The 10,406-nt window shown below is 40.8% G+C and carries 8 protein-coding genes; 1 reads left to right on the top strand and 7 read right to left on the bottom strand.

Annotated features, from left to right (window positions below; all coding sequences use genetic code 11):
- The 4 genes from ACQQ5U_RS16225 to ACQQ5U_RS16210 are packed head-to-tail and all read right to left on the bottom strand — an operon-like array spanning position 1 to position 6,442.
- Positions 1-573: a PA14 domain-containing protein gene (locus tag ACQQ5U_RS16225; RefSeq protein ID WP_437399130.1), complete on the bottom strand. Its 573-nt coding sequence runs from the start codon at positions 571-573 to the stop codon at positions 1-3.
- 27 nt (positions 574-600) lie between these two features.
- Positions 601-1,671 carry an alkaline phosphatase gene (locus ACQQ5U_RS16220; protein WP_437399128.1) on the bottom strand — a complete coding sequence of 357 codons (1,071 nt, stop codon included), beginning with the start codon at positions 1,669-1,671 and terminating at the stop codon, positions 601-603.
- 9 nt (positions 1,672-1,680) lie between these two features.
- Positions 1,681-3,135 (bottom strand): SusD/RagB family nutrient-binding outer membrane lipoprotein, encoded by a 1,455-nt coding sequence (locus ACQQ5U_RS16215; protein WP_437399127.1) that lies wholly within the window; start codon positions 3,133-3,135, stop codon positions 1,681-1,683.
- A 19-nt stretch (positions 3,136-3,154) separates the two neighbouring features.
- Positions 3,155-6,442, bottom strand: a complete 3,288-nt coding sequence (locus ACQQ5U_RS16210) for a SusC/RagA family TonB-linked outer membrane protein (protein WP_437399125.1) — start codon at positions 6,440-6,442, stop codon at positions 3,155-3,157.
- Positions 6,443-6,725: 283 nt separating this feature from the next.
- Here ACQQ5U_RS16210 and ACQQ5U_RS16205 point away from each other — a divergent pair, with 283 nt between their 5' ends.
- Entirely contained in the window at positions 6,726-7,292 is a 567-nt protein-coding gene (locus tag ACQQ5U_RS16205; RefSeq protein WP_437399124.1) for a helix-turn-helix domain-containing protein, read from the top strand.
- On the opposite strand, the gene ACQQ5U_RS16200 is transcribed toward ACQQ5U_RS16205, so the two are convergent.
- The 3 genes from ACQQ5U_RS16200 to ACQQ5U_RS16190 are packed head-to-tail and all read right to left on the bottom strand — an operon-like array spanning position 7,293 to position 10,334.
- Complete coding sequence (locus ACQQ5U_RS16200; RefSeq protein ID WP_437399122.1) at positions 7,293-7,967, bottom strand: phosphonatase-like hydrolase; 675 nt, start codon at positions 7,965-7,967, stop codon at positions 7,293-7,295.
- A complete protein-coding gene (locus ACQQ5U_RS16195) occupies positions 7,964-9,136 on the bottom strand; it encodes a TIGR03364 family FAD-dependent oxidoreductase (RefSeq protein WP_437399120.1) in 1,173 nt (390 codons plus the stop codon). Before ACQQ5U_RS16195 ends, ACQQ5U_RS16200 begins: the two co-directional genes overlap by 4 nt.
- Entirely contained in the window at positions 9,120-10,334 is a 1,215-nt protein-coding gene (locus tag ACQQ5U_RS16190; RefSeq protein WP_437399317.1) for a DUF5690 family protein, read from the bottom strand. The genes ACQQ5U_RS16195 and ACQQ5U_RS16190 overlap by 17 nt, the downstream gene beginning before the upstream one ends.
- Positions 10,335-10,406 lie beyond the last annotated feature (72 nt).

Genomic DNA, 10,406 nt, shown 5'->3' with positions numbered 1-10,406 from the left:
TTATTTTTCTCTATATAAATGGTTTGCCGGAATGATTTGCTTTGGGATATTCGGACCTTTATACTTTGCATCTAAATGGTAGCCTCCGCCACCATTAAAAAACTCCACTCGTACTAAATGTCTCCCTTTGGCAAGTTCCAAAGAACCGCTGCGTTCCATTACACCGTGGTCGCCGTCATTGTCTACAATTTGAGTGCCGTTCACATATAGTTTGCTGCCATCATCACTATTGGTGAAAAAAGTATATTTCCCTGCTTCCTGCACTTCCAAATAACTTTCAAAAGTAACAGCAACTTGCTCTTGTGGTATCTCTTCTGATAATGCCTGCTTATGTGAAAATTCAGTTACAAAACCTTCAAGAATGGGATTGAAATCAGCGAAATCGGGTAACTTTTCTATCCCGTTCACCTGATATACTTGAAACGTAACTGGATCTTGTTTTCCTTTTGATACAATTCTGAAGCTTCCTTCGGCAATGGTGCTTACCAATTGATCATTCTGAAAGACCCCTGCCTTAATAATGTCCGTCTGCTTTAAGTAAAACATATCTTGATACACTTGGCTGTTTTCCAATGTGGGCACTTTGTTTCCAATGGCATATCAAATTTCACCGACATTATTTGCGTTTTGCATTACCACAGCAACCGAATCTGCTTTAAAAACTCCCCCGGCCGGCTCAAAATAGCCAGCATCCGGAAGAATTTTTGGTTGGGTTATTTGCTCTTTTCGCTTGTAGATAAGTTTTGGGGCTTCATTTCCTATGAAAGCGCCTTTTACAGGTCTGCCTATCCAAGCTTGAGGTATTTGCAAGTCCATGGCGTAGGCTATAGTAGGTGCATTGTCGTACTGATAAACGGTTTCTTCTATTTTGTAGCCCTTTTTGATACCTGCACCGTACATAATGAAGGGTATTTCCATTTCGGCCAAGCTTTCCCCTCCGTGTCCAAAGCCCAATCCTCCATGATCTGCAGAAACGATGAACATGGTTTTTTCGAAGATGCCCGCGTCTTTTGTTGCATTCACGATTTCTACAATCAAGGAATCTGCTTTTTCCACCGCTAGGTAATAATCTGGAGTCCCGTGACCTTGGGCATGACCTGCATGATCCACGTGGTCCAAGTGCATAAAAGTGAATTTTGGCTTGTGTTCTTTAATATAGTTTACCGCTTCCTCGGTGGTTTTGTCCTCGTGGTCCCCATCAATATCAAAATCCACATCTGACTTTTCGAATAAGCGCCCAAATCCATCCCAATCGTAAATGGCTCCGACATGGGCTTCGGGTTGTTGGTCTTTAAAAAGTGTAAAAATGGTTGGAAAGGTTCCATTTTCGGTAACCACAACGGGAGGTAGTTGGTGGTCGAACTTTTCCCATCCATTGGAGGTTACACCGTGTTGTTCCGTATCGGCACCCATGATCATACTGGCCCAGTTGGGACTGGAACTTGATGGAAGAACCGACCTCGCGTGTAGGGTTGCAGCTCCATTTTGAATCATGGAATCCAACGTTGGCGTATTGGCATTTTGAATACCGTTGGGACTCATCCCGTCAATCCCGATGACAACAATATGCTCGATTCCTTTTGGGACTTTTTCCTTTTTGGAAGAACAAGACCACAGGAGCAAAATTCCCGTGGTCATGATCATTACTTTATGAAGTTTCTTTTTAAACATTGGCAAACCTTAGTTTTCCCACCAAACCTTGGTAGTTATTTGGTCACCACCAATTCTGTTGGCAGCTTCGGTATAGTTCGCATTGTTCAAAGATTCCTCGTTACTTGGATACTCGAACCTACTTGGGTACACATCGTAGAAAGCATCGGGTCCTGGCTCAATTGTGGCAGGGAAACCGGTTCTTTTGTATTCGATGAATCCTTGGTAATCGGTATAGAACAGGTTAATGTACTTTTGGGTCATGATAGTCTCTAAACTATTATCAAAAGCAACGCCAGTCCTTGTGAGGTAATCAACTGGCAGATCCACCCCCCAATATTCAAAATTGGAAGTAACACCTTCTTCGTAAAACGTTTGGGCATTGCCGGTTATCCAACCTCTTTGTGCTGCTTCTGCCAAAATAAACTGTACCTCGGAGTAAAGCATTAATCTTGCTTGGTTGGCATTTGACTGAAAATAGAAGTAATCAATATTGAATTTTGAAAGGAATGCATCCCCTCCTTGGTAGGTATAAGCAGGTCCATCTACCACTCCATTCAACATACCAACAATTTCAGGCGTTCCCGCTTCCACAGAGTTAGCTGTTGGGTCGGCAAAAAATTCCAATCTAGGGTCATTAAATCCTTCCAACATAGTCACAAAGTGTTCCGAAATTCTGTATTCGTTGTAAGAACCTACACGATATACAGATTCTTCAGTTACAGGGTGAGCATCTGGATTTGCCGACAAGAATGTAAGAGCGGCGTTGTCATCATTTGATTCCATTACAGGATTTTGCCCTGGATTCCCATAAATTTCAGCTATAACGCTAGAGGCAGTTGAAGGAGATACTTCGCTTAACCTAAGCGCCAAACGCAGTCTAAGTGAGTTGGCAAACTTTCTCCACATATCCAAATCACCATCAAACAAAAGATCTCCCTTAATTTGGGTAAGGTCCGCCCCAGCTAAGATGGAATTGGCAGCCTCTAGTTCTGCAAGCATTGAAGTATAAATCGCTTCTTGCTCATCGTACATAGGTGTATAGTTTTCCTCACTGGCCTGGTTTACCTCAGAATAAGGAATGTCTCCCCACATATCGGTCAATATACTGTAAGCCCAAGTCTGCATAATTTTGGAAACAGCCACATAACTTTTCAGTTCGTTTTCGTTGGCCAAAGTTTCCAATTCCTTTGCATCCCTAATGGCGTAGTAATAATTGTTCCATGCTCCACCTTGGTCTCCCCAGTCGAACAAATCGAAAGAGGTAAATACAATTCGGGCACCATATTGTCCCATTAGGTTTCCTTCACTCCAAGAACCACCTACGGCCTCCCTGATAGATCTTCTTTGAAGGTTGGTCAGGAGAAGTTCCGGATTTTGGTTGATGCTCAAGGCAACATCCGGATTATCGTTGCTCACGTCAAACTTGTCACAAGACCAAAGGGCCGTTGCAAGTACTGTCGCTATAAAAAATATCTTTTTCATGTTGTTGTTATTAACCTGATTAAAATTCTACGTTGATTGCAAATCCTAAGCTACGAGTAGTAGGTACTGTGGCATTTTCCACCCCTGGCACATAACTTCCACCTCCGAAAGACAATAGCTCTGGATCTCCGTGGTTGAAATCCTTGGCCCACAACCAAAGGTTGGTCCCAATTACTGAGAAGCTCAATTTTTTAATATCATCTCCCTTGAACAATTTGGTTGGGAAATCGTAGGTCAATCTCGCTTCTCTTAGTTTTATAAAGGTGGCATCGTAAATACCTTCTGTTTCGTTATTTCTTCTATATCTGTTGTTATGGTATGCATTGGCAGGTACAATAACATCATTGGGTACATATTCTCCATCTTGCAATTTCACACCATCACCAATTATCCCATCTGTTTGGGTCACACCATCACCATTTACATAGGAAAGCCCTGAATCCGCAATACCTGGATGAGGACCTCCGTATTCTGGCGAACGTCCCCAAAGCGTTTCCACAACGTTACCAGAAGTTGCAGCAATCAAACGTGTCCTGGACAAGAGTTCCCCACCTTGTCTCCAATCGAGCAAAAAGTTGAGTGAAAGATTTTTATAGGTAATTGTATTGTTCCAGCCCAATGTAAAATCTGGATTAAAGTTTCCGAGTTTTCTCAAAGTATTGTCCTGTTGAACAAGGCCTTCATTAAAGATTACGTCACCATAATATGGGCTATTTTCATCTTCCACTTTTACCAATCCTGTTCCCCACATATCACCAAGGGAGCCTCCTTCTTCAGCGACAAGGGAAATACCATTTCCTCCATATTGGTATCTTTCAACACCATCGGCCAATTCCAAGACTTTGTTTCGGTTCAATCCAAAGTTGAAAGAGGTATTCCAGTTAAAACTCTGATTGGAAACTGGATTGGCGCTTAACATAATCTCCAAACCTTGGTTACGAATTTTACCTGCGTTGATGGTCCTTGCCGTTTTACCGGAGGTAATGGGCAAATCGATGTCCAAAATCTGGTTTCTGGATACCGAGTTATAATAAGTGGCATCCAAGGATAGTTTATTATTGAAGAATCTCAAATCGGTCCCAAACTCATACGATGTCTGAATCTCAGGTTTTAAATCAAAGTTGGGCAATGTATTGGAAGGGCTCGCCGTAGGGTTATCACCAACGGGGGTTCCTAAAGCATAATAATCCGAAAGTCTATAGGCATCGGTATCACTACCAACTTGTGCCCAACCCCCTCGAAGTTTCGCAAAGCTTAGCACATCCTGACCACTAAAATCAAATAGATCGGATAACACCACACTTAATGAAGCGGATGGATAGAAATAAGAGTTGTTTTGCTCTGGCAATGTAGAAGACCAGTCGTTACGGGCAGTTAGGTCCAAGTAAATACTGCTGTTCCATCCCAATTGAGCAAATGCATACAAGGAGTTTATTTGCTTTTCAGGTCGGCTTGTACGCTGCACCAAGGCTCCATCCACGTTGGAGAAAGAATAGATTCCTGGAATTAAAAGCTTGTTGGCCATCAAGGAATTGAAATGGTTTTTCTGTACCATTCTGTTTCCACCGACATTGGCATTGACCTTGAATTTATCGGTAATATCCTTGTCATAGGTCAACAAGAAATCCAAATTGGTTTCCTGAAAATTGATTTTATCCTCCCTGAACTGTCCGTTAGGGAAACGCTGGGTAGAATAAGCTCTTTTTATGGTTCTATATTCGGAGAAGAAATCACGACCCCCCCTTACCATAAATTTGAAATCATCACTGATATCATAGGTTGCAGAAAGGTTCCCTATGATTCTGTCCTTAGCCAAACCATTGGTATTCTCATACATGGTAAAGTAAGGGTTATCGTGATAGTTATAATTGTAGTTGTACTGTTGGAATCCTTCTAGACCATCTTGCCAGTAGTTTCTTAAACTATTGACATTGACTTGTTGACCCCACCAAATGAACAGATACATTACAGATTCAGTACCATATCCATTTACATGACGGTTATCGGAATCTGACCGGATATAATTGATTTTTGAAGACACCTTTAATCTATCTGTAATCTGATAGTCTCCAGAAGCAGAAATGGTGTTTCTTTTTATGTCGGTATTGGGAACAATACCCTTGTTGTCCAAGTTGGTATAGCTCACCCTGTAGTTTCCATTATCGTTGGAACCAAAAAATGAAACCGTGTTGATCAAAGTCCTACCGGTTTCCATGAATTCTTCAGCAGGATTTCCACCATATACAAATGGTGTAGGTGTAATGGTTCCCCTTCGGTCCAAATCAACACCCGAAGACCCCAATATATAATCCAATCCGTGAACATCACCGCCACGAAGTCCGTTTGATGTTGGGGAATCGTGCTGTGCACGCAAAGTTCCATCCAACAATGGACCCCAAGATTCATCTACACCATCATAGGTTCCGCTTCCGTAACCATCCACAAATTGAAAATCAAAGTTTTTACCTTGACCATATACTCCTTGATATTCTGGAGCTTTTAGAACGTTTTCAAAAGTAGTTTTGGAGCTAAAGCTAATTCCTCCTTTACGCCCTTTACCTGACTTCGTTGTAATAATGACCGCTCCGTTGGCAGCTCTGGAACCATAAAGTGCTGTTGCGTTTGCACCTTTTAATACAGAGATGGATTCCACATCATCCGGATTGATTTCGGCAGCACCGTTACCGTAGTCCAGATTCATATTAGAAGCACCACCCAACGTATTGGTTCGGGTATCGGTATTGTTATTAATTGGAATACCATCCACTATAAATAATGGTTGGTTGTCTCCCTGCATAGAGGAATACCCCCTGATTACTACAGATGATGATTGCCCAGGACCTGTACCATTGGTAACCACCTGAACACCAGCTGTTCTACCTGATAAAGTACTTACCGTATTGGTACTGGTTGATTGTGAAATTTCATCACCTCCCACTTTTTGGACAGAATAACCCAAGGATTCCTCATCCCTAGTAATGTTCAAGGCGGTTACCACAACCTCTTCCAATTGTTGTGAATCCGGTTGCAACATGATTGTTGCGGTACTTTTTCCAGATGTATCCAAATCTTGTGGTAAGTACCCTATATAGGAAATCACCAACATCTCCCCGCCTTGTGGAAGTTCAATTTCGAAATTTCCATCAAAGTCTGTGGCCACTCCAGTGGATCCTCCTTTAACAACTACCGATGCACCAGGCAACGGCACGCTGTTTTCGTCTACTACCTTTCCTGAAAAGGTGACTTGCGAATAGCTAATTATACTTACGGTAAAAGCAAGTAAAAATGCTACAATCGATTTTTTCATTTGTTGAGTATTTGTAAAATTCGGTTAATTATTTATCAACAAATATCCAACACATGAGTTAAGACAGGCCTTCAAATAGATTAAAAAAACGATACGGAAAGGTTAAATGAAATATCCTAATGTTATGTTAACATTATTTACAAATATTCAATTTTTAGTAATTGCCGCCAACACTGATTTTTAGAACATATCCCAGTACAGCAATAGATTAACAGATTTTTTTTCTTATCTATGACCAATCAAAGAATATTATAAATACTAAACTTTTAGAGTCTATATAAAAATGGAAGATTACCTCATCGGTATTGGAAAAAGAATTAAGCAAATTCGTAAAAACAATAAAAAGACCATAAATGATGTTGCCATCAGTGCCGGAGTAACTGCAGGACTTATTTCCCGTATTGAAAATGGCCGAACCATTCCTTCATTGCCAGTTTTTTTGAAAATAGTTGGGGCCTTGGAAACAGAAATGACAGATTTCTTTGATGGTATTCCAAAGGCCAATGGCCATAATTTTTTGGTCACTCGTAAAGATGAGCAATCCATCATAGAAAAAGAAGATGAAGCTGTTGGGTTCTCATACAACTACATTTTTGGAAAACAATTGAACTCCGTAGGTTTTGAAAGTGTGCTTTTGGAAGTACAGCCCAACTCGGAACGCGATAAGGTAGTAACCGATGCTTTCGAGTTCAAATATATTTTAACCGGAGAATGCTATTATGAGATAGGAGATCAAGAAGTGCTGCTAAAAGAAGGGGATTCCATTTTTTTTGATGGTAGAATCCCCCATGTACCTATCAACAGAGGAAAAGTTCCCTCTAAAATGTTGGTGGTCTATTTCTTTATATAATCAAGGAAACAATACTTTGGCCAAATCAGCCAACGAATCCAATATTAAGGTAGGGTCGGCAGTTGCCAATTGTTCACGGGTCTGAGCTCCTGTTAATACCCCGACGGTCCATCCGCAGTTGGCATTTTTACCCTCTTCAATATCAATAACCGAGTCACCGGCCTTCAAAACATTTTCTGATTCTGATATTTTGAACATCGCCATGGCCTTATCAATCATTTCCGAAGATGGTCTTCCTTTTACCACATCGTCGGCTGTAATCAATGCATCAATTTGTTCGCCTGGAACCCAACCCAATTTATTTAATAGGGATTGTGCTGTTTTATGGTCGTAGCCCGTGTTCAGGACCACCTTCACATTTTTGGATTTCAATACTTGAAAGAGTTCTTCCACACCATCATAGGTGGTTACATTCAAATTGGCATAAGCCTCTTCCAACATTTCTTTAAACTCTTGAAAAACAGCATTGGGATCCACATTCTCGTTTTTAGTCTCTTTCAAAATATCGGCAATGGCCTTGAACTTTTCCTTACCGGCACCAAACTCCAGTACCGTATCCAAAGAAACCTCAACATTGTGTTTGCCCAAAGCTGCCTTAACCGTTTTGTACACTACATTGTCTTCGTTCACCGTAGTGCCCGCCATATCAAAAACGGCCAACTCTATTTTTTTCATAAATTGATTTTCTGTGTATTAAAAATTGTAGCAATATTTTTTTTGGAGAATCCGGCACTGCCCGTCATCCCTTTTCCGCCAATCCCTGTTACTATATGAATGTTATCGTCAATAGTTTTTTGGAATATATCGCTGTTCTTGCATTGTGAGTACATCCCGTACCACCTTTTCTGGATTTGATAGGTGGGCAGGTCTATTATTTTCTTGGCCTCCTCGATCATAAAATTATCGATATCCATATCCAGGTCATAACCAAGATCTTCAATTTTATCGGCATTGGCATATTGATGGGAATCTCCCAATATAATAGAACCATCCATAGCCTGTTTAAATAGGATGTGTACTCCCCATTTTTTTTGAAAGCTTTCCTTTGGCTCATTTTCCTTGACTTTCTTAAAAGACGGGCATTCATGAAACGCTTCGTATCTGCGAATGGACCATCCTGTTAAGATAGACCCCTTTAAATTGTAGTTCCCTTGGGGTTTGGTCTGCATCATCTGCAATTTGGAAACCTCAAGGTCACTCGACAAAAAAGTCTCTGGATATAAATTTTTAAAATCGCTTCCATTGCATATAATTACCTTTTTCCCGAAAATGGTTTCGTTTTTGGTATTCTGAACCGATACCCATTCCCCATCGGATTCACAGGAAATAACAGGAAAATCGAACTTGATCTCCAAACCTTTATGGGCAACCAAATATTCCTGAAGCTTATGGATCATGGTTCTAGGTTCCACGGTAACTTCCTCGGGAAAAAAGAGCCCCGCCACCACATAATCTTTTCGTAGCCCAGGATATTTTTCCAAACACTCTTGCTTAGTTAGCATTTTGGATGCATAGTCGTTTCCACTATTTATAGCCCTAAGTTCTACCAATAGTTGTTCCTCTTCCTCGTTGGAGGCCAAGTACACCGTTCCATTCTGACGGATGCTGATATCAAACTTGGACTGGATCTCTTTATAAATTCTAAGACTCTCACGACCATATTTTTGCCATTTGGTATTCATGCCCGAAGGCACTACCTGTCCAAAATTTTGGGTGGTCGCCCCTTTGGGATAGGCATCTTTTTCCACCAAACATACTTTCAAGCCCAATTCCAATGCGTGGTAGGCATGAAAAGTCCCCAAAATGCCACCACCAATTATGACGGCATCATATTTTTTGTCCATATTCCAATTGGTTGTTTAGTTGTTCCGCTTTGCGACGTGCCGCAAAGTGTAGAAATAAAATTACCGTGCTACAGATTCCGATAAAGGCAACAGCATAGGTTCCATATACAAAGAAGTTGAGCCAAGATAAGTTGGCCTGTCCAAAGTTTTTATACAACAAGACCAAAACACTGCCCACATACCCGAAGGCATCGGCGATATAAATAAGAAAACCCGAATTTCCTTTCACCTTAAAAGTGGCAATAAAACGATCAAAAAAAAGGCAATTGAATGGTACATAACATATGTAAAGTCCAAAACCTGTGGATACCATCCATATGAATGGATCTAAAATTCCCAATTGAAACATGGCTGTACTTGCGGCCAAAACCAGTGTCCCCAATAAAAGCAGCGCATGATATGTCAAAAGAGCTTTAAAGTTGTCCTTAATATAGAAAATGGCACCAATAATCAATAGTACCACCATAGCGATAATTATTTCAGAAGTTGAAAAAACAGAAGCATCACCTTGGTAACCTATACTGTCCCAAAGTTCACGTGCAAAATTGTCCCTGAAATCCCTAAAAGCAGTCAAAAAAGTATAGAACAATACAATTAAGAGCAATGGAAAAAAGAACTTTTTTATCAAGCTTTTTCTATCCATGGCAGTCATGGGGATTCGTTCTGTTCTATTGGCAATATCTTCAGGTGTTGGCGGAGGTACTTTTTGCAAAAGGTAAGAGCAAATCAAAAGTGGTATAAAAAATAGAGCCCCGGTTACGGAGGGCATCCAAAATTCACTCACCCCCCAGGAATTCATCACAAAAAGCCCTACTGATTTTACCACCCCACTAGAAACAATAAAACTAGCGGAAAGCACTACCCCTAATATATCGGTAAACCGTCTTCCCTCGATATAAGAAAACACGATTCCCCAAATCATCCCTAATGGAAAACCGTTGAGGAACATAAACGGAATATTGTACGGTGCCGGTACCCAAGCAAAGAGCAACAGGGACATTTCGGCCAGTACGATCAACGAAATTAAATAGAGTAACCTGCGGTTTGGTTTTAATTCTGATATAACTTTTATCCCGACAAATTTGGAAAGCGCATAGCCCAAAACCTGGGCAATAACAAGTAGTATTTTGTAATCCATTCCCATAAAAGCCAAGCCCTCAAAAGTAGCTACAGAGAAAGGCTTTCTAAAAGCGTACATACAAAAGTAAGTGCCAAAAGCAGCAAGAGAAGCATGCAGAACAAATAGTAGACCCGGTCGCTTTTGGACCAC

Origin of the sequence: Flagellimonas lutimaris, from assembly GCF_051494225.1 — a bacterium.
Classification (GTDB): Bacteria; Bacteroidota; Bacteroidia; order Flavobacteriales; family Flavobacteriaceae; genus Flagellimonas; species Flagellimonas lutimaris_A.
This window is presented reverse-complemented; position numbering and strand designations above follow the sequence as displayed.